This window comes from Actinomadura rifamycini DSM 43936, assembly GCF_000425065.1.
Lineage (GTDB): Bacteria > Actinomycetota > Actinomycetes > Streptosporangiales > Streptosporangiaceae > Spirillospora > Spirillospora rifamycini.
Genome location: NZ_KE384301.1, coordinates 25,712 through 51,338 on the forward strand (window position 1 = coordinate 25,712; position 25,627 = coordinate 51,338).

The window sequence follows — 25,627 nt, forward strand, 5'->3', positions numbered from 1 at the left end:
GGGGCGGTCGGGCGGGACGCCCCGCCGAGGGGAGGCGCGGCGCCGGCGGATGCGCGACAATGCGTCCCGTGATCGTCGACAAGGCCATTTACGCGGGCGGGACCCGGCACGAGATCGACGGCGACATCGGCGACGCGATCCGGACCGCGCGCCGGGACGGCGACTGCTTCGTCTGGATCGGGCTGTTCGAGCCCGGCGCGGCGGAGTTCGACCTGGTCAAGGACGAGCTGGAGCTGCATCCGCTGGCCGCCGAGGACGCCGTCGCGGCGCACCAGCGGCCCAAGATGGAGCGGTACGGCGACACGCTGTTCGTCGTGCTGAAGACGCTGACCTACATCGACGCGACGTCCGACATCGAGGTCGGCGAGATCATGGTGTTCCTCGGCGCCGACTTCGTCGTGACGGTGCGGCACGGCGCCGGGAACCCGCTCGGGCCGGTGCGGGACCGGCTGGAGCGCGACCCCGGGATGCTGCGGCACGGCGCGACGTCCGTGCTGTACGCGGTGTGCGACGAGGTCGTCGACCGGTACGGCGTCATCGCGCACGAGGTCGAGGTGGACATCATCGGCCTCGAGCGGTCGGTGTTCGACCCCGACGCGCCCGACGTCACCGCCGATATCTACTCGCTGAAGCGGGAGGTGCTGGAGTTCCGCGGCGCGGAGGACCCGCTCGTCCCGGTCCTGCAGGAGATCGTCAAGGGCCGCGTGCCGGAGTGCGCGGGGACGCGGGAGTACTTCCGGGACGTCCTGGACCACCTGCTGCGCGTGGACGCGCAGGTCGACGCGCACAACGAGCTGCTGAACAGCGTCCTGACCGCGCATCTGGCGCTGGTGGGCAGCAGGCAGAACGCCGACATGCGGAAGATCTCCGCGTGGGCGGCGATCATCGCGGTGCCGACGGCGATCGCCGGGATCTACGGCATGAACTTCGACCACATGCCCGAGCTGCACTGGACGTGGGGGTACCCGGCGGTCCTGGCGGTCATGGCGACGGTGTGCGCGGTCCTGTTCCGGCGGCTCCGCAAGAGCGGCTGGCTCTGATCACCGGTCGTCCGGGCCGGGCTCGGCGGCGAGCAGGACGGCCCACAGGTGCGACTCGGCGCCGTCCCGCTCCAGCCGCCGCCGGAGCCGCTCCACGCCGCCGCGGGTGGGCACCGCCAGCCCCAGCAGCAGCGGGTACCCGGCCGCGAACCCCGCGAGGAAGATCAGCTCGCCGTGGCCGACCATCGCCAGCGGCAGCCCCGCCAGGACGACGCCCAGCGCCAGCGCGAGGCGCAGCAGGACCGCCTGCCGGAACAGCAGCAGCGCCCGCCCCGCCGCGTCGCCGCGGGTCCCGCCGGGCGGCATCGGGCGCGGCGTGCGGGGCGCGGCGAGCGCCGCGGGCAGCGCGAGGGCCGCGAGCACCAGGTAGGGCCACGGCCCGCCGTCGCCGGCGAGGCCCGCGTCGCCCTGGACGATCAGCGGCATGATCGCGAGGATGAGGACGGGCGCGGCCAGCAGCACCAGCATCCCCGCGCGCAGCCGCCCCAGCACCGTGCCGCCGCGCAGCGACGCGACGTAGCCCGGGTCGTCGTCCGGGCCGGCCCCGTACACCGGCGCGAGGCCCGCCGCGACGTCGGCCGCGCCGTCGCCCCCGGGGTCCTTCGGCGAGTACATCGAGAACGGGGGTGGTGCCATGGCGCCGCACTCTAACCCGGCGATGTCCCGCGGCAATAGCCTCGGCGCCGGGTTCGCCGCCGGTTCGTGCGCGGGTGATCAAACGCGCCGCCGGAACGCTCACCCGGCGACGAAAAACGCCGCCCGGGACCGGCCGGGACGGCCCGCGGCGCGCGGGCCCGCCGGGGCGGCGCCGGGACCGGGCGCGGGAATGCGCGTCGGCGATGACCGATACATTGGCCGCCTATGAAGGAGCGTCACCTGGGGCGGAGCGGGCTGCTGGTGTCCCGGCTGGGCCTCGGCACCATGACCTGGGGCGAGGACACCGAACCCGACGAGGCCGCGGCGCAGCTCGTCGCGTTCGTCGAAGCCGGCGGCACCCTGGTCGACACCGCCGACGTCTACTGCGACGGCCGCAGCGAGCAGATCCTCGGGCACCTGATGCGGGAGCTGGTCGACCGCGACCGCCTCGTCGTCGCCACCAAGGCGGCGATCCGCCCGGACGGCCGCTACGACGGGTCGCGGCGGCACCTGCTGCGCGCCCTGGACGCCTCCCTGGACCGCATGGACCTCGAGCACGTCGACCTGTGGCAGCTCCACGTGTACGACCCGGCGACGCCGCTGGAGGAGACGCTGTCGGCGCTGGACGAGGCGGTCGTGTCGGGCCGCACCCGGTACGCGGGCGTGTCGAACTTCGCGGGCTGGCAGATCGCGAAGGCCGCCGCGTGGCAGAAGGCGTGGCCGGGCCGCGCCCCGATCGTGTCGGCGCAGCTGGAGTACTCGCTGCTGCGCCGCGACATCGAGCGGGAGGTCGTCCCGGCGGCGCTGGACGCGGGCGCGGGCCTGCTGCCGTGGTCGCCGCTCGGCCGCGGCGTCCTCACCGGCAAGTACCGCACCGGGATCCCCGCCGGGTCCCGCGCCGCGGGCGACCAGTACGGCGACTTCGTCCGCCCCTACCTCGACGAGGAATGCGGCCGGATCGTGGAGTCGGTGGTGACCGCCGCCGAGGGCCTCGGCGTCTCCCCGCTGAGCGTGGCGCTGGCGTGGGTCCGCGACCGGCCCGGGGTCGCCGCGCCGATCGTCGGCGCCCGGACGGCCGCGCAGCTGGCGGCCGCGCTGGAGAGCGAGGACCTGACGCTGCCGGGCGAGATCCGCGCCGCGCTGGACGACGTCTCCGACATGTCCCCTCCCCCTCCGTGACCGCACGGGCCGTCCGTGGCACCCTCAGGACGGTCCACCGCCCACCGTGAACAGCCGTGACGGGAAGCACGTGACCGACACCCCTGAACCCGCAGACCACCCCGCCGCCGACGACGGCTCCGGCGGCGGCTTCGGCGGCGGCGAGTCCGCCGCCGAGCGCGCGGCGCGCGCCGCCGCCGTCATGCGCGCCGCCGAGGAGAGCGCGCGGCGCAACCACCCGGCGCCCTCCGACGGGCCTGCCCGGCCCGCCGCGCCCGCCGGGGAGCCGCCCGCCGGGGCGCCCGCGGCGGCGGCCCCCGCGCCGCCGCCCGCCCCCGCCGCGGAGCCGTCCGGGCCGCTGCCCAGCGCGGAGGAGGGCCTGCGCGCCCTCACCGAGCTGTTCGCCGAGGCGGGCGCGCCCCCGGCGCTCACCGCCCGCACCGCCGCGCGGCTCGGCCCGGCCGCCGCCGCGCGGCTGCGCGCCGACCCGTGGCGGCTGCTGCGCGTCCCCGGCGTCCGCCCGGAGCAGGCCGACCACTTCGCCCGCGCCGTCCTCGGCCCGGACGCCCGCCCCGACGACCCGCGCCGCGGCGGGGCCCTCGTGCTGCACCTGCTCACCGGCGCCGCCCGCGACGGGCACACCGTCACGCCGCTCCCCGACGTGCTCGACGGGCTCGCGCGGCTCGGCGTCGCCGACCCGCCCCGCGCGGTCGAGGCCGCGCTGGACGAGGGCGAGGTCGTGCCGCTCACCGAGGAGCCCCGGTTCGACGAGGACTTCGGGGACGACGGCGAGGACGCCGCGCCGCCCGAGCCCGAGGAGTCCCTCGGCGCCGCCCGGTGGGCGCTGGCCGAGGAGGCCGCCGCCGAGGGCCTGCAGCGGCTCACCGTCACCGCCGGGCCGCTGCTGGACGACGCGTCCGTCAAGGACCTGCGCGCCCGCCTCGCCGAGGACCGCTCCCTCGCCCTCACCGCCGCGCTCGGCACCGGCGTGAGCGTCCTGCGGGGCACGCCCGGCGACCTCGCCCGCACCGCCGTCGGGATCGCGCGCGCCGCCGCGTCGCGGGGCGTGCGGGCCGCCGTCGCCGCGCCCACCGACCGCGCCGCCGCCGACCTGGCCGCCGCGCTGCCCGCGGAGCCCGGCGGCGCGGGCGGCGGACCGGTGATCGCGAGCCTGCACCGGCTGCTCGAACCGGTCGGCGACCCGTCCGCCGCGCCCGGCGCGGTCGTGTACGGGCGCGGCGAGCGGCACCCGTTCGACCTCGACCTGGTCATCGTCGCGGACGCCGCCGGGCTCGACGTCGAACTGTGCGCCGTGCTGGCCGAGGCGTGCCCCGACGGCACCCACCTGGTGCTGTGCGGGGAGCCCGGCGCGCTGCCGCCCGCCGGGCCGGGCCGCCCGCTGGACGACCTGGAGGCGTCGGAGACCGTCCCGGTCGTGGAACTGGACGCGACGCCGCCCGGCGACCCCGTCGCGGAGCTGACCGAGGCGGTCCGGGCCGGGGAACTGCCCGCCGTGGACGCCCCCGGGCGGGAGGTCGTGATCGTCCCGGCCGCCGATCCGGCCGAGGCGGTGCACCGCGCCGTCCAGCTGGTGACCGACTCGATCCCGCGCGCCCTGGAGATCCCCGTGGAGGACGTCCAGGTCGTCGCGGTCGCGGCGGGCGGCCCGGCGGGCACCGGCGCGCTGAACGCCGCGCTGAAGGAGCGGCTGAACCCCGGCCCGGGCGCGTTCGGCGGGTTCGACGCCGGCGACCGGGTGGTCGTGGCGGCGCCGCTGACGCACGCCGCGCTCGGTGAGACCGGCGTCGTGGCGGGCGGCGGGCCGCACGGCCTCGACGTCCAGTTCCCCGGCGGCGCGGCCGTCCTCTCCCCCGCCGACGCGGCGCGGCTGCGGCACGGCTGGGCCGTCACCGTCGCGCAGGCGCGCGGCGCGCGCCGGCCCGCCGTCGTGGCCGTCCTGCCGGACGCGGGCCTGTCGCGGCCGCTGGCCGTCACCGCGTTCGGCCGGGCCGTGCGGCACCTGTCGGTCGTGCAGGCCGCCGGGCCCGCGCTGGCACGCGCCGTCCGCGAGACGGAGTCCCCCGAGCGGCGCACCCGCCTCGCCCGCCTCGTCGCACAGTGACCGCGAGGACGCGACACGGGACGCGACACGGGACGCGGCGGCTCGGGACGCGGCGGCCGTCGAAGTAAGCGGTCACTGGCGCGGGAGGTTTACGGGAGGTGTCTCCCGGGGCAGGATCGGGCCGATGGCGCGGACCTGACCGTGACCGCCGTGTCCCGAGCCCGCCCCGGGCCCGCCGGGCACGGCGTCGACCCCCAGGCGGAGGAAGCGACATGCCCGAACGGCGATCCGGAGCCAGGCGGCTCGTGCGCGCGGGGACCGCGTCGGCGGCGGTCTCGGCCGGCGCCCTCGCCCTGCTGTTCACCGCCCCCGCCGCGCACGCGGCCGGGGAACCGGAGGTGTGCAAGGAGGGCACCGACCCGGCGAGCACGATCGAGAATTGGAAGTGCCGGCTCGGCAACATTCGCGAGTCGCTGAGCCCCGAGACCCCCTCCCCCGACCCGACGCCCCCTCCCTCGTCGCCTCCCTCGTCGTCGGCGCCGGCGCAGCCGTCCGAGCCCGCCGGCGAGCCGGAGGAGCCCGCGCCCGAACCCGAACCGGCGCGGCGAGGCGGCGGGAGCCGGGGGCGGCGGCGCGCCGCCGCCCGACCCGGAGATCCCGGCCGGGGAGGCGCCGCCCGCCGCGGCGGACGGCGAGGTCCCCGCGCCCGAACCGGCGGGCGGCGTCCTGCCCGCACCGGAGGTCGCGCCCGAGCCGGTCGCGGCGGCCCGGCCGCAGACCCGCCTCGTCGCGCCCGTGGCCGCGACGGGCGAACAGACCGACCGGGCCGTGTGGGTCGCCGCCGCGGCCGCCTCCGCGGGCGCCGTCGCCGCCCTCCACCTCAGCGTCACCGGGCGCGTCCTGCGCGCCCGCCACGCCACCGCGCCGGTCCCCGCCCGGAACCGGACCCGGAGCCGCGCACGCCGCTGAGGTCCGGCGCTCCCGGGAACGGCACGGGCCCGGCCCCCGCGCGGGAGCCGGGCCCGGAAGACGCCCCGGAGGCCGCCGGGTCAGTCGGAGACGCCGCCGATGGCGTGCAGGCCGCCGTCCACGTGGACGATCTCGCCGGTGGTCGCCGGGAACCAGTCCGACAGCAGCATCGCGCAGGCGCGGGCCGTCGGCTCGGAGTCCTTGATGTCCCAGCCGAGCGGCGCCGCCTTCGGCCACAGCTCCGTCATGCCCTCGAACCCGGGGATGCTCTTGGCGGCCATCGTGGCGAGCGGGCCCGCCGCGACCAGGTTGACGCGGACGCCCTGCGGGCCGAGGTACTTGGCCAGGTAGCGGGCGCACGACTCCAGGCCCGCCTTCGCGACGCCCATCCAGTCGTAGACCGGCCACGCCTTGGTCGCGTCGAAGTCGAGGCCGACGACCGAGCCGCCGTCCTTCATCAGCGGCAGGCACGCCATCGTCAGCGACTTCAGCGAGTACGTCGACGCGTGCACGGCGGTCGCGACGTCCTCCCACGGGGTGTCGAGGAAGTTGCCGCCGAGCGCCGTCTGCGGCGCGAACCCGATCGCGTGGACGACGCCGTCGAGCCGGTCGAACCCGACGCCGCGCAGGTTGTCGGCGAGGCCCTCGAGCTGCGCGCTGTCGGTGACGTCCAGCTCCAGCACCGGCGGGACGTCGTCGGGACCGGACGGGAGCCGCTTCGCGGTGCGCTGGGTGAGGGTCGGGCGCGGGTACGCCGTCAGCACGACCTCGGCGCCCTGCTCCTGCGCGATCCGGGCGATGTGGAAGCCGATCGAGGCGTCGGTGAGGACACCGGTGACCAGGATGCGCTTGCCTTCGAGGATTCCCATGACCTCAGTGCCCCATTCCCAGGCCGCCGTCCACCGGGATCACGGCCCCGGTGATGTAGGCGGCGTCCTCGCCCGCCACGAACCGGACGGCCTTGGCGACCTCCTCCGGCTGCGCCATCCGCCCCAGCGGGATCGCCGACAGGATGCCCTTCTGCTGGTCCTCGGTCAGCACCTGCGTCATGTCGGTGTCGACGAACCCGGGCGAGACCACGTTCACCGTGATGCCGCGCGACCCCAGCTCGCGGGCCAGCGACCGCGCGAACCCGACCATGCCGGCCTTGGACGCCGCGTAGTTCGCCTGCCCCGGGGAGCCCATCAGGCCCACGACCGACGACACCAGCACGATGCGCCCGGACCGCTTGCGCATCATGCCCTTCACGCCGCGCTTGGCGACCCGGAACGCGCCGGTGAGGTTGGTGTCCAGGACCGAGGTGAACGACTCCTCGCTCATGATCGCCAGCAGCGTGTCCTTGGTGATCCCGGCGTTGGCCACGAGCACCTCGACGGGCCCCTGCTCGGCCTCGACCTTGCCGAAGGCCGCGTCCACGTCCTCGGCGCTGGTGACGTCGCACTTGACGCCGAACAGGCCCTCCGGCGGCTCGCCGGACCGGTACGTCACGGCGACCGCGTCTCCGGCGGCGGCGAGCTCGCGGGCGATCGCCAGGCCGATGCCCCGGTTACCCCCGGTCACGAGGACAGAGCGACTCATCACGACCCTCTCGTCGACTTGTTGCGGTGCGCGGGCCGTCGCGACCCGTCGTCCGGTGATGACAGCGCACCAACCTAGCGGCCGGCGCGGGGCGGCGAAGATGTGCCGAACCGACAAGATCCGCCGGGCCGCTTTGTTCGGCCGCGCTTGCGGGCCGGGGCGGCGGCCCGGGCGGTAGGTTGCGAAGAGTGCATGACATCGATCCCGCCTTCACCGCGCTGCCGCTGCGCGCGCTGGCCGACGCGGCCCTCACCCGGGCCCGCGAACTGGGCGCCGAGCACGCCGACTTCCGCCTCGAGCGCATCCGCAGCCAGACCCTCCGCCTGCACGACGCCGCCCTGGAGACCGCGCTGGACGCCGACGACGTGGGCCTGTCGGTCCGCGTCGTCAAGGACGGCACCTGGGGGTTCGCCGCCGGCATCGACCTGACGCCGGACGGCGCGGCCCGCGTCGCCGAGCAGGCCGTCGAGGTCGCCGCCGTCGCCCGTCCCGTCAACCGGGAGCCGATCGAGCTGGCGCCCGAACCCGTCCACGGGGAGCGGACGTGGGTGTCGGCGTACGAGACCGACCCGTTCGCCGTCCCCACCGGCGACAAGGTCGCGCTGCTGACCGACTGGTCGCGGCGGCTGCTGGCCGACGACCGCGTCGACCACGTGGACGCCACGCTGCTGCAGGTCAAGGAGAACAAGTTCTTCGCCGACCTCGCCGGGACCGTCACCACCCAGCAGCGGGTGCGGCTCCACCCGGTCGTCAACGCCGTCGGGATCGCCGATGGCGCGTTCGACACGATGCGGACGATCGCGCCGCCCGCCGGATACGGGTGGGAGTGGCTGACCGGGGCGCACTGGGACTGGGACGGGGAGCTGGCGCGCATCCCCGAGCTGCTCGCCGAGAAGCTGGCCGCGCCGTCGGTCGAGCCGGGCCGCTACGACGTCGTCGTCGACCCGTCCAACCTGTGGCTGACGATCCACGAGTCCATCGGGCACGCCACCGAGCTCGACCGGGCCCTCGGCTACGAGGCGGCCTACGCGGGCACCTCGTTCGCCACCCCCGACCTGCTCGGGACGCTGAAGTACGGGTCGGACGCCATGAACGTGACGGGCGACCGCACCGCCGAGCACGGCCTCGCCACCATCGGCTACGACGACGAGGGCGTGGCGACGCGGTCGTTCGACATCATCTCCGGCGGCGTCCTCACCGGCTACCAGACCGACCGGCGCATCGCCCGCCTCACCGGCGCGGACCGCTCCAACGGGTGCGCGTTCGCCGACGCCGCGTCCAGCATGCCGATCCAGCGGATGGCGAACGTGTCGCTGGCGCCCGCGCCGGACGGGCCGTCCACCGACGAGCTGATCGGCGGCGTGGAGAACGGCGTCTACATCGTCGGCGACAAGAGCTGGTCGATCGACATGCAGCGGTACAACTTCCAGTTCACCGGGCAGCGCTTCTACCGGATCGAGAACGGCCGCCTCGCCGGGCAGCTCCGCGACGTCGCCTACCAGGCCACCACCACCGAGTTCTGGAACTCGATGGAGGCCGTCGGCGGCCCGCAGACGTACGTGCTGGGCGGCGCGTTCAACTGCGGCAAGGGCCAGCCCGGGCAGGTCGCGCCGGTCAGCCACGGCTGCCCGTCCGCGCTGTTCCGCGGCGTCAACATCCTCAACACGGTGAAGGAGGGCGGGCAGTGAGCACGATCAGGCCGCAGGACGCCGTCGAGAAGGCGCTCGAGCTGTCGCGCGCCGACGACTGCATCGTCATCGCCGACGAGACCGGCACCGCGAACCTGCGGTGGGCCGGCAACACCCTCACCACCAACGGCGTCACCCGCTCCAGCCGCCTCACCGTCATCGCGCTGCGCGAGACCGGCGGCGGCGTCGCCGCGGGCGTGGTGTCCCGGGCGGCCGTCGACGCCGGCGGCATCGAGGACCTGGTGCGCGCCGCCGAGGCCGACGCCGCCGGGAACGCGCCCGCCGAGGACGCCGCCCCGCTCGTCGCCGCGGCGCCCGCCGGGGCCGGCGACTGGGACGCCGGGCCGGCCGAGACCGGCATCGGCGTGTTCGAGCGGGTCGCGCCCGCGCTCGGCGAGGCGTTCGCCGCCGCGCAGGCCGCCGACCGGCGCCTGTACGGGTTCGCGAACCACGTGCTGACGTCCACGTTCGTGGGGAGCTCGGCCGGGCTGCGCGCCCGCCACGACCAGCCGACGGGGCTGCTGGAGCTCAACGCCAAGGGCGAGGGCGGCTCGGCGTGGGCGGGCGTCGGCACCCGCGACTTCACCGACGTGGACGTCGACGGGCTCGCCGCCGGGCTCGCGCGGCGCCTCGACTGGGGCAAGCGGCGCCTCGACCTGCCCGCCGGGCGCTACGAGACGATCCTGCCGCCGAGCGCCGTGTCCGACCTCATGGTGTACCTGTACTGGTCGGCGGGCGCGCAGGACGCCGCGGACGGGCGGACGGTGTTCAGCGCGCCGGACGGCGGCACCCGCGTCGGGGAGCGGCTGGCGAACCTGCCGATCACGCTGTCGAGCGACCCGGCCGCGCCGGGCATGGAATGCGCCCCGTTCGTCGTGGCGCACGCGTCGGGCCGGGAGTCGTCGGTGTTCGACAACGGTGTCGCGCTCGGCGCCACCGACTGGATCCGCGACGGCGAGCTGGCCGCGCTGACCCAGACGCGGCGGTCCGCGGACCGCACCGGCCTGCCCGTCACACCGCCGATCGACAACCTGGCGATGACGGCGCCGGGCGGCGGCGCGTCCCTGGAGGAGATGGTGGCCCGCACCGAGCGGGGGCTGCTGCTGACCTGCCTGTGGTACATCCGGGAGGTCGACCCGCAGAGCCTGCTGCTGACCGGACTCACCCGCGACGGGGTGTACCTCGTCGAGGACGGCGAGGTCGTCGGGGCCGTCAACAACTTCCGGTTCAACGAGAGCCCGGTGGACCTGCTGGGCCGGATCGCCGAGGCCGGCCGGACCGAGCCGACGCTGCCGCGCGAGTGGTCGGACTACTTCACCCGCGCCGCCATGCCGGCGCTGCGGGTTCCCGACTTCAACATGTCGACGGTGTCGCAGGCGTCCTGAGGGCGCGCCGCACGGCGCGGCCGGGCCCCGGTGGCACCGGGGGTCCGGCCGCGCCGTGCCGGCACGGTGCGGGGCCGTGGGGCGCCGCGTGACGCCGTGCGGCGCCGTGCGGTGCCGGGCCGCGCGCCTCAGGCGTCCTCGAGGCGGAAGCCGATCTTCATCGTGACCTGGTAGTGGGCGACGTCGCCGTCCTCGATCTGCCCGCGAACCTCCTTCACCTCGAACCAGTCCAGGTGGCGCAGGGTCTCGTTCGCGCGTTTGATGCCGTTGCGGATGGCGGTTTCCACCGACTCCGGCGAGGTGCCCACGATCTCGGTCACCCGGTAGGTGCGATCGGTCATCTCGATCCTCCCGATGTCTTGACCGTCCTGCTGTCGTATGTCGGACGTCATGGGCTTACCTTGGAAACGTGAAGCTCAATCACCGCCGGGAGGCCGAGCAGGTCTACACGGTCACCAACGCGCCCCGGCCGATGTCGGAGGACATCGGGTACCGGCAGCGCCGCTACCTGGTGTCCATGGCCGTCCGGACCGGCTGCTTCGCCGGCGCGGTGCTCAGCGCGATCGCCGGCGCCCCGTTCTGGCTCGTGGCGCTCATGGTGGTCGGCGCGCTGTTCCTGCCCTACGTCAGCGTGATCTTCGCGAACGGCGGGCGGGAGCCGACGCCGGCGGCCCGCTTCGACGACGCCGAGGGAGCGGAACAGAAGCCGATTTCCGGTCGGCGACCGGAAATCGGGTCGTGACATTCTCTTGACTAACCGCGGGGGGTTTCGGTGTACGATTTGTACCGGCGCTCTGGTCCCCCGTCGGAGCGCCCGTGCCGGTGTTCCGGGCCCCCGTCGGAACACCGATGACGCGGCGCCGGGTGGATTGCCCCCGTATCCACCCGGCGCCGCTTTTTATCTCCCGGCACCTCCCCGTGACCCGCGCTCGCCGCGGGCTTGACGCGCGGCGCGGCGCCCTGCGCGCCGCCGCACACAGCGCCCGCCCGCGCAACCGCCGGCCGTGTCCGGCTCCGGCCAGGGACCGGAACCGCCGCCGTCCGAACCTTTCCTGAGGGCCGTCCGCACGACGGCGGAGTGGAATTCACAAGCGCTCGTTCGGAAGGGCAGTGATCCATTCCCGGACGATCCGCGCACCGGTGCAGCCCGCGCACACGGGAACCGGCGGCGGGCCGGCGCCCGGCCGTCGGCCCTCCGCACTCCGGAGCGGCCCCGCCCACCCCTCCGGCACCCCGGGACGGGTCGAGCGCCGCGCGTGCGACCACCCGGTCATCCGAGGCGCTCCTCCGCGCGCCCGTCCCGGGGCGCCGCCGCCGCGGCCTCGGCGGGGGCGGCCGCAGCGGCCGCGAACGCTACAATGCCGTTCTAGAACGAAGTTCGAAAACTGCCGGCGTTCCGCCGGTGACGCGATCCGCAGTTACCGCGAAAGGGGCACAGCGTGCGCCGCACCCTGTTCAACGAGGACCACGAAGCCTTCCGGGACACGATCCGGGACTTCATCGAGGCCGAGGTCGCGCCGTACTACGAGGAGTGGGAGGCCGCCGGGCACCCGCCCCGCGGCTTCTACAACAAGCTCGGCGAGCTGGGCGTCTTCGGCATCCAGGTGCCCGAGGAGTACGGCGGCGCCGGGGAGACCAGCTTCAAGTACCAGGCGGTCGTCTCCGAGGAGTGCGCCCGCGCCGGGGTGAGCTTCGGCGGCTACGGCGTCCACGTCAACCTCGTCCTGCCCTACCTGCTCAAGTACGCGAGCGAGGAGCAGAAGAAGCGGTGGCTGCCGCCGTTCATCTCCGGCGAGATGATGACCGCCATCGCGATGACCGAGCCCGGCACCGGCTCCGACCTCGCCGGCATCCAGACCACCGCGAAGCGCGACGGCGACCACTACATCCTGAACGGCGCCAAGACGTTCATCACCGGCGGCGTCCTCGCCGACCGGATGCTGGTCGTCGCCCGCACCTCCCCCGCCACCCCCGAGAACCGCCGCGCCGGCCTGTCGATCCTGGTCGTCGACACCAAGAGCGAGGGCTACGCGGTCGGCCGCAAGCTGGAGAAGATCGGGCTGCGCAGCTCCGACACCGCCGAGCTGTCCTTCAGCGACGTGCGCGTCCCCGTCGAGGACCTGCTCGGCGAGGAGGGCCGCGGGTTCGAGTACCTCACCCACAACCTCGCCGAGGAGCGCCTCGGGATCGCCACCAGCTCCTACGCGTCGGCCGCCGCCGCCGTCGAGTTCGCCCGCAAGTACGTGCAGGAGCGCACCGTCTTCGGCAAGACCGTGTCCTCGTTCCAGAACACCAAGTTCGTCCTGGCCGAGTGCGCCACCGAGGTGGAGGCGGCCCGCTCCCTGATCGACCGCGCGATCGAGGCGCTGGACGCCGGGGAGCTCACCCCCGCCGACGCCGCCGTCGCCAAGCTGTTCTGCACCGAGGTGCAGCAGCGCGTCGTCGACAAGTGCCTGCAGCTGCACGGCGGCTACGGCTACATCCTGGAGTACCCGATCGCGCGCCTGTACACCGACGCCCGGGTCACGCGGATCTACGGCGGCACCAGCGAGGTGCTGAAGACCATCATCGCCAAGGACATCCAGGTCTGACGGGAGGCCCACCATGACCGACACCCCCACCGGCGGCCCGCGGGTCGCCGTCGTCACCGGCGCCGCGCGCGGCATCGGCGCCGCCGTCGCCGTCCGGCTGGCCCGCGAGGGCTTCGCCGTCGCGGTCTGCGACCTCGACGAGGCCGCCTGCGCGGGCACCGTCGAGACGATCGCGAAGGACGGCGGGACGGCGCTCGCCGTGGGCGTCGACGTCGCCGACTCGGCCGCCGTCACCGCCGCCGTGGCGCGGATCGCGGCCGAGCTGGGCCCGCCCGTCGTGCTGGTGAACAACGCCGGCATCACCCGCGACAACCTGCTGTTCAAGATGACCGACGACGACTGGGACTCGGTCGTCTCGGTGCACCTGCGGGGCTCCTTCCTGATGAGCCGCGCCGCGCAGGAGCACATGACGAAGGCGGGCTGGGGCCGCGTCGTGAACCTGTCGTCGGTGTCGGCGCTCGGCAACCGCGGGCAGGCGAACTACTCGGCGGCCAAGGCGGGCCTCCAGGGCTTCACCAAGACCCTCGCGATCGAGCTCGGCAAGTTCGGGGTCACCGCGAACGCGATCGCGCCCGGCTTCATCGAGACCGAGATGACCGCCGCGACCGCCGCCCGCGTCGGCGTCGACTTCGAGGACTTCAAGGCCGCCGCGGCCAAGGAGATCCCGGTGCGCCGCGTCGGCCGCCCGGAGGACATCGCCGGGACGGTCGCGTTCCTGGTGAGCGACGACGCCTCGTTCGTCTCGGGGCAGGTCATCTACGTGGCGGGCGGTCCCCGCGCCTGACGGGACCGTTCCCGCGGGCGCCGCGCCACCGGCCGCCCCCGCGCCCCGGCCGTCCGCGCGGACGGCCGGGGCGCGCCGGGTCTCACCGGGGCAGTCCGAGGACCCGCTCGGCGATGATGTCGCGCTGGATCTGGTTGGTGCCGCGGGCGATCCGGCGGCCGCGGCTGCCCAGCATCACCTGCTGGAACTCGTCGACCGGGTAGCCGTCGCCGGGCGGCCGCAGCAGCCCCGCCGGGCCCTGCGCGTCCAGCGCCAGGGAGCCGAAGTCGCAGTGGTACTCCGACCAGTTGATCTTGTCGACGGCCAAGGGCGCGGACACGTCCCCGCCCGCCGCCATCTCGTCGGCGACCCGCCGGCCGGTGAACCGCATCAGCTCCACGCGGACGTACGCCTCGGCCAGCGCCCGCCGGACGTGCGGGTCGCGCAGGCGCCCCCGCCCCCGCAGCCGCGCGACGAGGGCCTCGAACTCGCGGCGGTAGCCGAAGTACTGCCCGGTGATCTCCCCCGCGCGCTCCGCGCCGAGGGTCGTCATCGCGACGCGCCAGCCGCCGCCGACCCCGCCGATCACGTTGAACAGCGGGGCGGCCGCGCCGTCGAGGAACTCCTCGCAGAAGCCCGCGCCGCCGGTGAGCTGCCGGATCGGGCGCATGTCCACGCCGCCGCCGTCCAGCGGCAGCAGGACGTACGACAGGCCCCGGTGGCGCGGCGCGTCCGGATCGGTGCGGCACAGCAGGAACATCATGTTCGCCTGGAGCCCGTGCGACGTCCAGATCTTGTGGCCGGTGACGCGGACGGTGCCGCCCTCGACGGTCCCCCGCGTGCGCAGGCCCGCCAGGTCGGAGCCCGTCTCGGGCTCGGAGAAGCCCTGGCAGTACACGTCCGCGCCGGACCGGATGCGCGGCAGGAAGTGGTCCTTCTGCCCGGGCGTGCCGTGCGCGAGGAGCGCCGGGGCGACGAGCGCCTCGCCCATCCCGAGGTCGGGCCGCCGCACCCCGGCGCGGGCGAACTCCTCGTTCACCGCGATGATCTCGAGCTCGGACAGGGCGCGGCCGCCGTACCGGGCGGGCCACGACAGGCACACCCAGCCGCCGTCGCGGGCCGCGTCCAGCCAGCGGCGGTCGCGCTCGTCCGGCACGTGGTCGTGCGGCGGGTGCGCGCCGGCCGCCGGGACGGCGGCGTCGCGGTGCGCGGCGATCCACGCGCGCGCCTCGGCGCGCAGGTCCTCGGCGGTCATCGGCCGTCCTCCCCGAATCCGGCGCGGGCCGCCACCACGTCCAGGTGGTGGCCGGTCTCGCCGAACAGCAGCTGCCCGGACTTGGCCCGCTTGTAGTGCAGATGCAGTTCGTGCTCCCACGAGAAGCCGAGCGCCCCGTGGATCTGGATCGCCTCGCACGCCGCCGCGAAGTGCACGCCGGGGCAGTGCGCCTTGACGAGCGCGGCCTGCTCGGGCAGGTCGGCGGGGTCGCAGGCGGCGGCGTGGCGGACGGCCGAGCACGCGGGCTCGATGGCGCGGAGCATGTCGGCGCACAGGTGCTTGACCCCCTGGAACGCTCCGATCGGGCGGCCGAACTGCTCCCGCGTCCCGGCGTGCCGCACGCCGAGGTCCAGGCAGCGCCGGGCGCCGCCGACGTGCTCGGCGGCCAGCGCGACGAGGGCGAGGTCGAGCGCCCGCGCGAGCCCGTCCCCGGCGCCGCGGGCGAGGAGGCGTCCGGGGGCGTCCCGCAGCACGATCCGCGCCATCGGGCGGGTCAGGTCCAGCGCGGGCAGCACGGACCGGACGGCTTCGCGCGCGTCGACCTCGTACAGCGCGGTCGCGCCGCCGGGGTCGCGGGCGGTGACCAGCAGGACGTCGGCGATGTGGCCGTCCGGTACGTACGACGCCCACCCGGTGAGGGCGCCCGCGGGCGCGGCGGTCACGTCGCCGTACCCGCCGCCCCAGCGGGACGGGTCGTCGCCGAGGGCCACGGCGACCGTCGTCCCGCCCGCCGCGATCCGGGCGAGGCGGTCGCGCGCGGCGCCGCTCGCCGGGGCGGCGTGCAGCAGGACGAGCGGCGCGAGCACGGCGGTCGAGAACGCGGGGACGCACGGGAGCACCCGTCCCAGCTCCTCCTGCACGACGACGAGCTCGGGGAGGCCGAGTCCGGCGCCGCCCAGGTCCTCGGGGACGAGCAGGCCGGGCAGCCCCAGCTCCCGGGACAGGACGTCCCACAGGGCGCGGTCGGTGCCGTCCGGCGTCTCCATGGCCGCGAGGACCGCCGCGGGCGGGCAGGCGCGGGCGAGCAGGTCGCGCAGCGCCTCGCGCAGCGCCCGCCGCTCCGGGGTGATCGCGAGCGTCACCGGTCGCTCCCCTCGTCCGCGGCGAACCTCGCGAACCCGCGCGCGTCGCGCTCGGGGTCGACGAACGGCAGCGCCGCCAGCACGCCGGCCAGCATGGCCACGCCGGTGACGAGGAACCCGGTGCCGTACCCGTCGGCCTCGGTCGCGGCGGAGCCCACGAACCCGCCGAGCATCATCGGGGCGAGCACCCCGCCCATGCTGTAGACGGCGATGAACGCGCCGAGCACCGTTCCCCGCTGGGCGCGCGGGACGACGTCCGACAGGGCCGCGACGACGATGCCCCACGCCGAGGTGTTGAGGGAGAACGCCAACGTCAGGAACGCCATCTGGAGCCAGCCCCGGTCGAGCTGGGTGAACAGCACCATCGACGCCCCGGACGCGGCGATGAGCGCCCCGGACAGCGCGCCGCGCGCGAGGCGGCTCGGCACGCCGCGCCGCACCAGCCGTCCCGAGTACCAGCCGACGGCGAGCGTCAGCACCACGGCCGCCGCGTACGGGAAGGCGACCAGGAGGCCCGCGGTGCGGGAGTCGTACGCCAGGCCCTCCTCGAGGTAGACCGGCAGCCAGCTCACCTTCAGCGTCGTGCTCATGTAGGAGAAGAACGCGAGGGCGGTCAGGCCGAGCACGGTCCCGGACGTGAGGAGCGTCCGGTACGGGACCCGTGCGGGCAGGCGGTCCGCCTCCGCGCCGGACGGCTCCTCGGCCGCCGTGCCCTCGGGGCCCTCGCCGCCGAGCAGGAGCCACAGCACCAGCCACAGCGCCCCGGCCGCCGCCAGGACGAGGAACGCGGCATGCCACGAGTAGGCGTCGATGACCCAGCTCAGGGTCGGGGCGGCCAGCAGCGGGCCGAGCGCGGCGCCGGTGATGACGACCGAGCTGGGCAGGCCGCGCTCGCGGGCGGGGAACCAGGTGTGCACGACGCGGTTGGCGAGCGCGGCGGCCGGGCCCTCGGCGAAGCCGAGCAGGATGCGGCAGGCCATCAGCATGCCGAGGCCGATCGGCGCGGCGAGCGGCAGCAGGCTCAGGCACCACACCGCCATCAGGCCCGCGACGAGCCAGCGGGCCCGGATCCGGTCGCTGAGCCCGCCGACGACGACGGCGCCGACCGCGAACAGCCAGAAGAAGCTGCTCTGCACGAGCCCGAACTGCTCGGCGCTCAGCCCGAGGTCGCGCTTGATCTCGACGCCGGCGAGGCCGGTGACGGCCTTGTCGGCGAAGTTGATGAGCATGAACAGCAGGAACAGGACGGTGATCGTCCAGCCGCGCCGGCGCGTCGCGCGGGCACCGTCGTCGCGGGCCGCGCGGGCCCGGTCTTTCACAGCCATGAGGTCTCCGAGGGGTGGGAGGGTACGGGACGGCCGTCAGCCGCGCCCGTCCGGTCCGGCGGCGTCCGGTCCGGCGTCCGGTCCGGCGGCGGGGCCGGTCCCGTCCAGTTCGGCGAGGACGGCGTCGTGGTGCTCGCCGAGGGCCGGCACGCGGCCGGGCGCCGCGTGGCGCCCGTACCGGACGGACCGGTAGGGCAGGCCGGGCACCTCGTACGGGGTGCCGTCGGCGGCGGTCGCGGGCACGAAGACGCCGGACGCCGCGACGTCCGGGGCGGTGCGGACCGCGCGGTAGCCGCGGACGGCGCCCGCGACGATCCCGGCGGCGGCCAGCGTCCCGACGGCCTCCTCGGAGGTCATCGCGCCGAACGCCGCGCTCAGCGCGGCCAGCAGCAGGGGGCGGTGCGCGACGCGCGCGGCGTTGTCGGCGAACCGCGGGTCGGCGGCCATGTCCGGGCGGCCGATCAGCTCGCACAGCCGGGCGAACCGCTCCCGGGTGTAGGCGGAGACGACGACGGCGCCGTCGGCGGTGCCGACCACGTCGGCGGCGGGCGCCGCGCTCGGCTGCCCGTTGCCCGTGCGGACGGGCTCGGCGCCGGTCACGCCGTACTCGCCCCAGTTGACCGTCTGCAGGTGGACGGCGACCTCCAGCAGGGACACCTCGATCTCGTCGCCCTCGCCGGTCCGCTCGCGGCGCAGCAGCGCGGCCAGGACCGCCTGCGCGACCACCAGCGCCGCCGCGTGGTCAACGACGGGGAACCCGACGCGCTGCGGCTCGCCGTCCGCGGCGCCGGTGACGGCCATGATGCCGCTCTCGGCCTGCGCGGCGATGTCCAGGCCGGGACGGGCGCGCGACGGGCCGCCGGTGCCGAAGCCGGTGACGGTGAGGTACACGGCGCGGGGGTTGACGGCGCGGACGTCGGCGGGTCCGAGCCCGAAGCGGGCGAGCACGCCGGGCCGCAGGTTCTGCGCGACCACGTCGGCGGACGCGGCGAGCCGCAGCGCCGCGGCCCGGTCGGCGGGGTCGCGCAGGTCGAGCACGACGGCGCGCTTCCCCCGGTTGTAGCCGCGCATGATCGCCTCGCCGTAGGCGCCGATGCCGCGGGCCTGGTCGCCGCCCGGCGGCTCCACCTTGATCACGTCCGCGCCGAGGTCGGCGAGCGTCTGGGTGCCGCCGGGGACCGCGATGTACTGGCCGAAGTCGACGACCCTGGTCCCGGCGAGCGGCGCGCCCGCGCCCGTCCCGCCCGTCCCGGCCGTTTCCTCCGTTCCGCTCGTTCCGCTCGTTCCGGCCATGCCGCTCACCGGCCCTCGAAGCGCGGGGCGCGCTTGTCCAGGAACGCGGCGGCGGCCTCGCGGGCGTCGGCGCTGTGGGCGCAGCGGACCATCCGGTCGGCCTCCGCGCGCAGGTAGTCGCCCAGCGGGAGGGTCTGCGCGTCGAGCAGGCCGCGCTTGGCGTCGGCGACGGCCAGCGGCGCCTTCGCGGCGAGCCGCGCGGCGATCCCGGCGGCGTGCGCGGCGAGGGCGTCCGGCGGGACGACGCCGTGCAGCAGCCCCGCGTCCGCCGCGGCCCGCGCGTCGAGCCGGCCGGGCAGCAGGAGCAGCTCGCGGGCGCGGGCGGGACCGGCCGCGCGGGTCAGGAACCAGGCCGTGCCGAGGTCGCCGGGCAGGCCGGCGTCCACGAACGCGGTGTTGAACACGGCGGTGCCGGCGGCGTACCGCAGGTCGCAGGCCAGCGCGAGCGCCAGCCCGGCGCCCGCGCAGGCGCCCGGGACCGCGGCGACGACGGGCTTGGGCATCTCGTGCAGCAGCACGGCGTTGCGGGTGCCCGCGAGCAGCCGGGTGCGGTCGCCGTCCGGCGACGTGCCGGTCAGGGCGCGGGTCCCGGGGGCGCCCGCGAGGTCGGCGCCGACGCAGAACGCCCCGCCGGCGCCGGTGAGCACCACGGCGCGGACGGCGTCGTCGCCCGCGGCCTCCTCCAGGGCGGCGGTCAGGGCGGCCGACAGTTCGCGGGACAGCGCGTTGCGGCGCCCGGGGCGGTTGAGAGTGATCGTCGCGACGCCGTGCGCCGCTTCGTACAGGACGGTCGGGGACGAGCCGGTGTCGGGCAAGGCGGTGGCCTCCTTCCACGTGCACACCAGGCTCGCGACGCGGACCGGCCCCCACCATCCGGATCCGGCACAGCGCACGGCTCAATATGCTGTGACGATTCACAGAAACGGAGGTGCGCGTGACCGAGGGCTACGCCGGGGTCGTGCGGCGGCTGGAACCCCGCGTGCCGACGCTGGCGCGCGCGGTGGTCGCGGACTACGCCGCGCGCTCGCCGCTGTACGGGGACCGGATCCCCCTCCAGCTCCAGACGGTCATGGCGAGCACGTGCCGGCTGACGCTGCGGCTCATGCTCGGCTCGCTGCTGGACCGCGACGTCCGGGAGGAGGACCTGCGGCTCGTGCGGGAACGCGCCCGCGAGCGGGCGGCGGAGGGGGTGCCGTTCCAGGAGTACATCCGGGCGCTGCACGGCTGCCTGAACGCGCTGTGGGACGAGCTGGGCGCGGCCCTCGCGGACGCGCCGGCGGCGCTCGCCCCCGCGATGCGGCGCGCCCACGACGTGAACGACGCCCTCCAGGAGGCGGGCGCCGCGGGGTACGACGAGCACGCCCGCACCGCGGCCGCCGAGTACGCCCGCGACGGCGCCCGGGTCGTGTCCGCGCTGCTCGCCGGGGACCCGTCCCCGCTGGTCGCCCACTTCCAGGGCGAGGTGCCCGCCGTGCTCACCCTCGTGGTCGTGGAGCTGCCGCCGGAGCCGCCGCCCGCCGCGGCGGACGAGGTCGACCCGGCGGCGCGGCGCGTCACGGCGCACCGCCGGGCCCGGCGGATCCTGGACGCCCTGGAGCGGCTCTACGGTGCCGAGCCGCCCGCCGACCTGCGCGCGTCCGGCGGCGTCCTGCTGCTCACCGGGGCGCTGGACGCCGAGGTGGACGCCGGGGTGCTCGCCGAGCGGGTCGGGCGGGCCGCGGGCGGGCCGGTCACGCTGGCCGCCGAGCCGGTCCGGGCGCCCGGGGAGGCGCCGGCGGCGGCCGCCGCGGCGCGCCGGATCCTGCGGATCGTGCGCGGCACCGGCCGCCCGCCCGGCGCGTACCGGCTGGCGGACGTGGCGCTGGAGTACCACCTCGGCGCCGACTCGCGGGCCGCGCCCGTCCTGCTCGCGGCGATGGCGCCGCTGGCGGGCCGCGCCGAGCTGTGGGAGACGCTGCTGGCCTACTTCGCGCGGGACCTCGACCGGCGCGGCGCCGCCCGCGCGCTGGGCGTGCACCCCAACACCGTCGACAACCGGCTGGCCCGCGTGCACGCGCTGACCGGCGTGGACGTCACGACGGCGGACGGGCTGCTGACCGCGGCCGTCGCGGTCGCGCACCACCGGCGCGCGGCGGCGCCCTGACCGCCGCGGCCCGGGTCAGCGGGCCAGCCGCTCCGCCAGCACGCGCGGCGCGTCGACCAGCGACGGCCCGTACCAGGTGAGGTGCCGGCCGTCGACGAGGACGCAGTCGAGGCCGGGGAACGCCTCGGGGCCGTCGTCGGCGGTGAACCGGTACGGCTCGTTCGGCAGGACGACGAGGTCGGCCCCCGACGCGTTCAGCTCGCCGATCGGGATCTTCGGGTACCGCTCCGGGTGGTCGGCGTAGACGTTCGCGACGCCGAGGCGGGCGAGGACGTCGCCGGTGAAGGTGTCGCGCCCGACGACCATCCACGGGCGCCGCCAGATCGGGACGACCGCGGCGCGCGGCGGGCCGGGCGCGGTGGCGGCCCACGCCCGGTCGGCGTCGTCCAGCCAGGACGGGACGGGGACGCGGCAGCCCTCGGCGAGCATGCGGCGCAGCGAGCCGAGGGCCTCCTCGACCGTCCGGATCCGCGTCATCCACACGGGGATACCGGCGGCGCGCAGGGCGTCGACGTCGGCGGGCCGGTTCTCCTCGGTGTTGCCGACGACGACGTCCGGGCGCAGGGCGGCGATGCGGTCCACGTCGGGGTTCTTGGTGCCGCGGACGCGCGGGACGTCCAGGTCCGCGGGGTGCGTGCACCAGTCGGTGGCGCCGGCGAGCAGGCCGGGCGCGGCGGCCGCGACGGTCTCGGTGAGGGACGGGACGATCGACACGACGCGGCGCACCCGGTCCGGGACGGGGACCGGGTGGCCGGTGTCGTCGCGCGGAACGCCCGCCGGTCCCCGCGGAGCCGTCATACGTTGCGGCGGTACTGGCCGCCGACCTCGAAGAACGCGTCGGTGATCTGCTGGAGGGTGCAGACCCGCGCGGCGTCCATCAGGACGGCGAACACGTTGCCGCCGGAGCGGGCCGCGTCCTGCAGGGCGGCGAGGGCCGCGCCGGACTCGTCGCGGTGCGCCGCCCGGTGGGCGCGGACCCGCTCGAGCTGCGAGCGCTTCTCCTCCTCGGTGGCGCGGGCGAGCTCGATCGTGTCGGGCGTCCCGTCGCCGCCGTCCGGGGCGCGGAACGTGTTCACGCCGATGATCGGCAGGGACCCGTCGTGCTTGCGGTGCTCGTACAGGATCGACTCGTCCTGGATGCGGCCGCGCTGGTAGCCGGTCTCCATCGCGCCGAGCACGCCGCCGCGCTCGCTGATCCGGTCGAACTCCGTCAGCACCGCCTCCTCGACGAGGTCGGTCAGCTCGTCGATGATGAACGAGCCCTGCAGCGGGTTCTCGTTCATCGCCAGGCCCCACTCCCGGTTGATGATCATCTGGATGGCGAGGGCGCGGCGGACGGACTCGGCGGTGGGCGTCGTGACGGCCTCGTCGTAGGCGTTGGTGTGCAGGCTGTTGCAGTTGTCGTAGACGGCGATGAGGGCCTGCAGCGTGGTGCGGATGTCGTTGAAGTGCATCTCCTGCGCGTGCAGGGAGCGCCCGGACGTCTGCACGTGGTACTTGAGCTTCTGGCTGCGCTCGTTGGCTCCGTACCGGTCGCGCATGGCCACGGCCCAGATGCGGCGGGCGACGCGGCCGAGGACGCTGTACTCGGGGTCCATGCCGTTGGAGAAGAAGAACGACAGGTTGGGCGCGAAGTCGTCGACGTCCATGCCGCGCGCCAGGTAGGACTCGACGTAGGTGAACCCGTTGGCGAGCGTGAACGCGAGCTGGCTGATGGGGTTCGCGCCGGCCTCGGCGATGTGGTAGCCGGAGATCGACACCGAGTAGAAGTTGCGGACGCGGTTGGCGATGAACCACTCCTGGATGTCGCCCATCATCCGCAGGGAGAACTCGGTGGAGAAGATGCAGGTGTTCTGCCCCTGGTCCTCCTTGAGGATGTCGGCCTGCACCGTGCCGCGGACGGTCGACAGGACCCGCGCGCGGATCTCCGCGGCCTCGGCGCCGGACGGCTCGCGGCCCTCCTCCTCGCGGAACCGGTCGAGGCCCTGGTCGATGGCGGCGTTGAGGAAGAACGCCAGGATCGTCGGCGCCGGGCCGTTGATCGTCATCGACACCGAGGTGGTGGGCGAGGACAGGTCGAAGCCGTCATAGAGGGCCTTCATGTCGTCCAGCGTCGCGATGGACACGCCGGACGTGCCGACCTTGCCGTAGACGTCGGGACGCTCGTCGGGGTCGCGGCCGTAGAGGGTGACGGAGTCGAACGCGGTGGACAGCCGGGTCGCGGGCTGCCCCTCCGACAGGAGCTTGAAGCGGCGGTTGGTGCGGAACGGGTCGCCCTCCCCGGCGAACATCCGCGCCGGGTCCTCGTTGTCGCGCTTGAACGGGAAGACCCCGGCGGTGAACGGGAACTTCCCGGGGAGGTTCTCGTTGCGCAGGAACCGCAGCAGCTCGCCGTGGTCGGTGAAGCGGGGCAGGGCGACGCGGGGGATGCGGCTGCCCGACAGGGACTCGCGGGTCAGCGGCGTGCGCAGCTCCCGGTCGCGGATCCGCACGACCTGCTCGTCCCCGGAGTAGGACTCCACGACCGACGGCCACTCCTCGAGCAGCGCGGCGTCGCGGGGGTCGACGTCCCGGCGGGCCCGCTCGAGCAGCTCCTCGACCTCGGCGGCGTCGGTGAGCTCGGCGCGGACCTCGGCGAGCCGCTGCACCCGCCGGACGGCCGCCATCTGCCGCTCGGTCTCGGCGTGGTAGCCGCGGACGGTGTCGGCGATCTCCGACAGGTACCGGACGCGGTTCGGCGGGATGACGGTGGCGGCGCCGGTCGAGACCTTGGTGTCGACCTCCGGCAGCACGCCGTCCGCGGCCGGCAGCCCGTGCTCGGCGAGGAGCCCGCCGAGGTGCCGGTAGAGGGCGGTGACGCCGTCGTCGTCGAACGTCGCGGCACTGGTCCCGAACACCGGCATGTCCTCGGGGCGGCTGCCGAACGCCTCCCGGTTGCGGACGAGCTGGCGCGAGACGTCGCGCAGCGCGTCGCGCGCCCCGCGCCGCTCGAACTTGTTGATCGCGACGACGTCGGCGAAGTCGAGCATGTCGATCTTCTCGAGCTGGGACGCGGCGCCGAACTCGGGCGTCATCACGTACAGCGACGTGTCGACGAGCGGGACGATCGCGGCGTCGCCCTGCCCGATGCCGGGCGTCTCCAGGATCACCAGGTCGTATCCGGCGGCCTTGCAGGCGGCGATGATGTCGGCGGTGCCGTCGGGCAGTTCGCGGGCGCCGCGGGTGGCCAGCGAGCGGAAGAACACGCGGTCGCCGTCCAGGGCGTTCATCCGGATGCGGTCGCCGAGCAGGGCGCCGCCGCCGCGCCGCCGGGTCGGGTCCACCGCCAGGACGGCGACGCGGAGCCCGTCGCGCCGGTCGACGCGGAACCGCCGCACCAGCTCGTCGGTGAGGGAGGACTTGCCGGACCCGCCGGTGCCGGTGATGCCGAGGACCGGGACGGTGCGGGCCGCCGCGGCGTCGGCGAGCGCGGCGCGGTCGGCGTCCGGGAGCCGCCCGGCCTGCAGGCAGGTGATCGTCCGGGCGAGGGCGCGCCGGTCCCCCGCGATGACGGCGTCGGCGGTCGCGGGCTCGGCGGCGAGGTCGACGTCGCAGTCCCGGACCAGCTCGTTGATCATGCCGGGGAGGCCGAGGCGCTGCCCGTCCTCCGGGGAGAAGATCCGCACGTCCGAGGCCGCCAGCCGGGCGATCTCCTCGTGCACGATGACGCCCCCGCCGCCGCCGAACACCCGCACCTGCTCGGCGCCGGCCTCCTTGAGGCTGCGCGAGAGGAACTCGAAGTACTCGACGTGCCCGCCCTGGTAGGAGCTGATCGCGACGCCCTGGGCGTCCTCCTCCAGCACGGCGTCGACGACCTCGCGCACCGACCTGTCGTGCCCCAGGTGCACCACCTCGGCGCCCTGCGCCTGCAGGATGCGCCGCATGATGTTGATGGCCGCGTCGTGCCCGTCGAACAGCGCCGCCGCCGTCACGAACCGCACCGGATGCACCGGAACGTGCAGTTCCCCGGAGGAACCCGTCACCGTCTCCACCCCCGCCCCTCGGGCCGACCGTGGACCCTTGGACATCCAATATTTGGAAGCTAAAATAGTTTCCGTGCGCGAATCGGTCAAGACGACATACGGTGGTGCGATGCCCGCCCCCGACCCCATCGCCGAGGCCCACCGCCAGTGGAGCGCCCGCTGGCCCGAGCACGCCGACCACATGGCGGCCGTCACCTCGGTGATGCGCGCCCAGCAGCTCCTGCTGAGCCGCATCGAGGCCGTCCTCAAGCCGTACGGTCTCACGTTCGCCGCCTACGAGGCGCTGCGCCTGCTGGCGTTCGCCCGCTCCGGCACCCTCCCGATGGGCAAGATGGGCACCCGGCTCATGGTCCACCCCGCCTCGGTCACCAACGTGATCGGACGGCTCGAGGGCCGCGGCCTCGTCGGCCGCGCCCCCTCCCCCGACGACCGCCGCGTCGTCCTCGCGACCATCACCCCCGCGGGCCGCGACCTCGCCGAGGACGCGACGGCCGCGCTGAACGCGTCCGGCTTCGGGATCGCCGGCCTGCCCGCCGAGGGGGCCGCCGCCATCCGCGCCGCCCTCCACCCCGTCCGCCGCGTCACCGGCGACGTCGAGGACTGACCGCCGCCCCCG

At 75.6% G+C, this 25,627-nt stretch carries 22 protein-coding genes; 11 read left to right on the top strand and 11 right to left on the bottom strand.

Translation table 11 applies throughout. The features are described 5' to 3' along the window. Nucleotides 1–68: 68 nt before the first annotated feature. Nucleotides 69–1,040 carry a magnesium and cobalt transport protein CorA gene (locus H505_RS0136915; RefSeq protein WP_026405972.1) on the top strand — a complete coding sequence of 324 codons (972 nt, stop codon included), beginning with the start codon at nucleotides 69–71 and terminating at the stop codon, nucleotides 1,038–1,040. Here the strand turns inward: H505_RS0136915 and H505_RS46755 are convergent, their stop codons facing one another. Continuing rightward, on the bottom strand, nucleotides 1,041–1,676 hold the full coding sequence (locus H505_RS46755; RefSeq protein WP_034521776.1) for a hypothetical protein: 636 nt from the start codon (nucleotides 1,674–1,676) through the stop codon (nucleotides 1,041–1,043). It lies immediately after the preceding gene. 225 nt (nucleotides 1,677–1,901) lie between these two features. Between H505_RS46755 and H505_RS0136925 the strand changes: the two genes are divergently transcribed. The 3 genes from H505_RS0136925 to H505_RS50430 all read left to right on the top strand — a co-directional run bounded on the left by H505_RS0136925 (nucleotide 1,902) and on the right by H505_RS50430 (nucleotide 5,865). Beyond that, nucleotides 1,902–2,855 carry an aldo/keto reductase gene (locus H505_RS0136925; RefSeq protein ID WP_026405973.1) on the top strand — a complete coding sequence of 318 codons (954 nt, stop codon included), beginning with the start codon at nucleotides 1,902–1,904 and terminating at the stop codon, nucleotides 2,853–2,855. A gap of 70 nt (nucleotides 2,856–2,925) precedes the next feature. After that, entirely contained in the window at nucleotides 2,926–4,956 is a 2,031-nt protein-coding gene (locus H505_RS0136930) for a helix-hairpin-helix domain-containing protein (protein WP_245592731.1), read from the top strand. Between the two features lie 735 nt (nucleotides 4,957–5,691). Further along, complete coding sequence (locus tag H505_RS50430; protein ID WP_157433266.1) at nucleotides 5,692–5,865, top strand: hypothetical protein; 174 nt, start codon at nucleotides 5,692–5,694, stop codon at nucleotides 5,863–5,865. Between the two features lie 80 nt (nucleotides 5,866–5,945). Here the strand turns inward: H505_RS50430 and fabI are convergent, their stop codons facing one another. Continuing rightward, on the bottom strand, nucleotides 5,946–6,734 hold the full coding sequence (gene fabI / locus H505_RS0136940; protein ID WP_026405975.1) for an enoyl-ACP reductase FabI: 789 nt from the start codon (nucleotides 6,732–6,734) through the stop codon (nucleotides 5,946–5,948). A 4-nt stretch (nucleotides 6,735–6,738) separates the two neighbouring features. Further along, entirely contained in the window at nucleotides 6,739–7,443 is a 705-nt protein-coding gene (locus H505_RS0136945; protein ID WP_026405976.1) for a beta-ketoacyl-ACP reductase, read from the bottom strand. A 188-nt stretch (nucleotides 7,444–7,631) separates the two neighbouring features. Here H505_RS0136945 and H505_RS0136950 point away from each other — a divergent pair, with 188 nt between their 5' ends. Next, the gene (locus H505_RS0136950) at nucleotides 7,632–9,131 is read left to right on the top strand and encodes a TldD/PmbA family protein (protein WP_026405977.1); all 1,500 of its coding nucleotides are present in this window, start codon (nucleotides 7,632–7,634) and stop codon (nucleotides 9,129–9,131) included. Nucleotides 9,132–9,136: 5 nt separating this feature from the next. Beyond that, on the top strand, nucleotides 9,137–10,516 hold the full coding sequence (locus H505_RS0136955) for a metallopeptidase TldD-related protein (RefSeq protein WP_051301635.1): 1,380 nt from the start codon (nucleotides 9,137–9,139) through the stop codon (nucleotides 10,514–10,516). 128 nt (nucleotides 10,517–10,644) lie between these two features. Here the strand turns inward: H505_RS0136955 and H505_RS0136960 are convergent, their stop codons facing one another. Beyond that, the gene (locus H505_RS0136960) at nucleotides 10,645–10,857 is read right to left on the bottom strand and encodes a dodecin (RefSeq protein WP_026405979.1); all 213 of its coding nucleotides are present in this window, start codon (nucleotides 10,855–10,857) and stop codon (nucleotides 10,645–10,647) included. 68 nt (nucleotides 10,858–10,925) lie between these two features. Between H505_RS0136960 and H505_RS46760 the strand changes: the two genes are divergently transcribed. From H505_RS46760 to fabG, 3 genes are all read left to right on the top strand, one after another. Continuing rightward, complete coding sequence (locus H505_RS46760; RefSeq protein WP_034521779.1) at nucleotides 10,926–11,258, top strand: DUF3099 domain-containing protein; 333 nt, start codon at nucleotides 10,926–10,928, stop codon at nucleotides 11,256–11,258. A 697-nt stretch (nucleotides 11,259–11,955) separates the two neighbouring features. Further along, a complete protein-coding gene (locus H505_RS0136970) occupies nucleotides 11,956–13,107 on the top strand; it encodes an acyl-CoA dehydrogenase family protein (RefSeq protein WP_026405980.1) in 1,152 nt (383 codons plus the stop codon). 13 nt (nucleotides 13,108–13,120) lie between these two features. Beyond that, entirely contained in the window at nucleotides 13,121–13,891 is a 771-nt protein-coding gene (gene fabG / locus H505_RS0136975) for a 3-oxoacyl-ACP reductase FabG (protein ID WP_026405981.1), read from the top strand. Nucleotides 13,892–13,973: 82 nt separating this feature from the next. Here fabG and H505_RS51315 read toward each other — a convergent pair whose 3' ends face one another. Genes H505_RS51315 through H505_RS0137000 form a run of 5 tightly spaced genes read right to left on the bottom strand, consistent with a single transcriptional unit; the run spans nucleotide 13,974 to nucleotide 19,739 of the window. Next, nucleotides 13,974–15,125, bottom strand: coding sequence for an acyl-CoA dehydrogenase family protein (locus H505_RS51315; protein WP_026405982.1), 1,152 nt, complete (start codon nucleotides 15,123–15,125; stop codon nucleotides 13,974–13,976). Continuing rightward, nucleotides 15,122–16,228: an acyl-CoA dehydrogenase family protein gene (locus H505_RS51320; protein ID WP_026405983.1), complete on the bottom strand. Its 1,107-nt coding sequence runs from the start codon at nucleotides 16,226–16,228 to the stop codon at nucleotides 15,122–15,124. Before H505_RS51320 ends, H505_RS51315 begins: the two co-directional genes overlap by 4 nt. Next, on the bottom strand, nucleotides 16,225–17,553 hold the full coding sequence (locus H505_RS46765) for an MFS transporter (protein WP_034521782.1): 1,329 nt from the start codon (nucleotides 17,551–17,553) through the stop codon (nucleotides 16,225–16,227). Before H505_RS46765 ends, H505_RS51320 begins: the two co-directional genes overlap by 4 nt. A gap of 36 nt (nucleotides 17,554–17,589) precedes the next feature. Next, a complete protein-coding gene (locus H505_RS46770; protein WP_084551321.1) occupies nucleotides 17,590–18,846 on the bottom strand; it encodes a CaiB/BaiF CoA transferase family protein in 1,257 nt (418 codons plus the stop codon). Nucleotides 18,847–18,851: 5 nt separating this feature from the next. Then, nucleotides 18,852–19,739, bottom strand: coding sequence for an enoyl-CoA hydratase-related protein (locus H505_RS0137000; protein WP_199747939.1), 888 nt, complete (start codon nucleotides 19,737–19,739; stop codon nucleotides 18,852–18,854). A 41-nt stretch (nucleotides 19,740–19,780) separates the two neighbouring features. Between H505_RS0137000 and H505_RS0137005 the strand changes: the two genes are divergently transcribed. After that, complete coding sequence (locus tag H505_RS0137005; protein WP_026405985.1) at nucleotides 19,781–20,989, top strand: helix-turn-helix domain-containing protein; 1,209 nt, start codon at nucleotides 19,781–19,783, stop codon at nucleotides 20,987–20,989. A gap of 15 nt (nucleotides 20,990–21,004) precedes the next feature. On the opposite strand, the gene H505_RS0137010 is transcribed toward H505_RS0137005, so the two are convergent. Both H505_RS0137010 and icmF read right to left on the bottom strand, forming a co-directional pair. After that, nucleotides 21,005–21,787 carry a helical backbone metal receptor gene (locus tag H505_RS0137010; protein WP_157433267.1) on the bottom strand — a complete coding sequence of 261 codons (783 nt, stop codon included), beginning with the start codon at nucleotides 21,785–21,787 and terminating at the stop codon, nucleotides 21,005–21,007. After that, on the bottom strand, nucleotides 21,784–25,020 hold the full coding sequence (gene icmF, locus H505_RS0137015) for a fused isobutyryl-CoA mutase/GTPase IcmF (RefSeq protein WP_026405987.1): 3,237 nt from the start codon (nucleotides 25,018–25,020) through the stop codon (nucleotides 21,784–21,786). The genes H505_RS0137010 and icmF overlap by 4 nt, the downstream gene beginning before the upstream one ends. Nucleotides 25,021–25,120: 100 nt before the next feature. Here icmF and H505_RS0137020 point away from each other — a divergent pair, with 100 nt between their 5' ends. Next, complete coding sequence (locus H505_RS0137020; RefSeq protein WP_026405988.1) at nucleotides 25,121–25,615, top strand: MarR family transcriptional regulator; 495 nt, start codon at nucleotides 25,121–25,123, stop codon at nucleotides 25,613–25,615. Nucleotides 25,616–25,627 lie beyond the last annotated feature (12 nt).

Bases quoted from the DNA above. Each gene is read 5' to 3' on its own strand.
- fabI (WP_026405975.1), bottom strand. From the start codon at position 6,734: ATGGGAATCCTCGAAGGCAAGCGCATCCTGGTCACCGGTGTCCTCACC.
- fabG (WP_026405981.1), top strand. From the start codon at position 13,121: ATGACCGACACCCCCACCGGCGGCCCGCGGGTCGCCGTCGTCACCGGC.
- H505_RS51315 (WP_026405982.1), bottom strand. From the start codon at position 15,125: ATGACCGCCGAGGACCTGCGCGCCGAGGCGCGCGCGTGGATCGCCGCG.
- H505_RS0136960 (WP_026405979.1), bottom strand. From the start codon at position 10,857: ATGACCGATCGCACCTACCGGGTGACCGAGATCGTGGGCACCTCGCCG.
- H505_RS0136925 (WP_026405973.1), top strand. From the start codon at position 1,902: ATGAAGGAGCGTCACCTGGGGCGGAGCGGGCTGCTGGTGTCCCGGCTG.
- H505_RS0137010 (WP_157433267.1), bottom strand. From the start codon at position 21,787: ATGACGGCTCCGCGGGGACCGGCGGGCGTTCCGCGCGACGACACCGGC.
- H505_RS46765 (WP_034521782.1), bottom strand. From the start codon at position 17,553: ATGGCTGTGAAAGACCGGGCCCGCGCGGCCCGCGACGACGGTGCCCGC.
- H505_RS0137020 (WP_026405988.1), top strand. From the start codon at position 25,121: ATGCCCGCCCCCGACCCCATCGCCGAGGCCCACCGCCAGTGGAGCGCC.
- H505_RS46770 (WP_084551321.1), bottom strand. From the start codon at position 18,846: ATGGCCGGAACGAGCGGAACGAGCGGAACGGAGGAAACGGCCGGGACG.
- H505_RS0136945 (WP_026405976.1), bottom strand. From the start codon at position 7,443: ATGAGTCGCTCTGTCCTCGTGACCGGGGGTAACCGGGGCATCGGCCTG.
- H505_RS46755 (WP_034521776.1), bottom strand. From the start codon at position 1,676: ATGGCACCACCCCCGTTCTCGATGTACTCGCCGAAGGACCCCGGGGGC.